Annotated in this window: 1 pseudogene; it reads right to left on the bottom strand. The window is 49.0% G+C overall.

From position 1 onward, the window contains the following. Positions 1-406 (bottom strand): annotated as a pseudogene (locus B4E62_RS07830) (stage II sporulation protein M); the annotation flags it as partial.

The following is a 406-nucleotide window of genomic DNA, read 5'->3' as shown; positions in this document are numbered from 1 at the left end:
GGTAACGGTGTACACCAAATCCGGCTGCCATAAAATGGCTAAAAAAATCAGCAGACCCGGCACATATAAAAGTGCTGTCGCCCACCAGATATAGGCCTGATGTTCGCGCACCAGCTGTGGAAATCCCGCCACAATAAAACTAATGAACTGTTGCACAAACGGTTGTTTGCGGCGATACAACTGTTGATGGCCGCGCACCACAAGATCGCCCAACTTATCCACCAAATGGCTTGAGTAATGACGGTCTTTGGCTAGCGCATGGAAATGGCACAGACGGCGATAACGGCTGGCAAAGCTCGCAAGCTCTGCACCTTTTAATCGGCCATCGGGTTTTTCCAGCTCAATAATTTGCAGCTCGATAACTTGCCAGAGCGGTTGGTAAAGTTGTTCGAATTGTCCTTGTTTC

Origin of the sequence: Cellvibrio sp. UBA7671 (assembly GCA_002483145.1) — a bacterium.
GTDB classification, from domain to species: Bacteria; Pseudomonadota; Gammaproteobacteria; order Pseudomonadales; family Cellvibrionaceae; genus Cellvibrio; species Cellvibrio fibrivorans.
The sequence above is the reverse complement of the archived record's forward strand: the minus strand, read 5'-3'. Positions and strand labels throughout refer to the sequence as shown.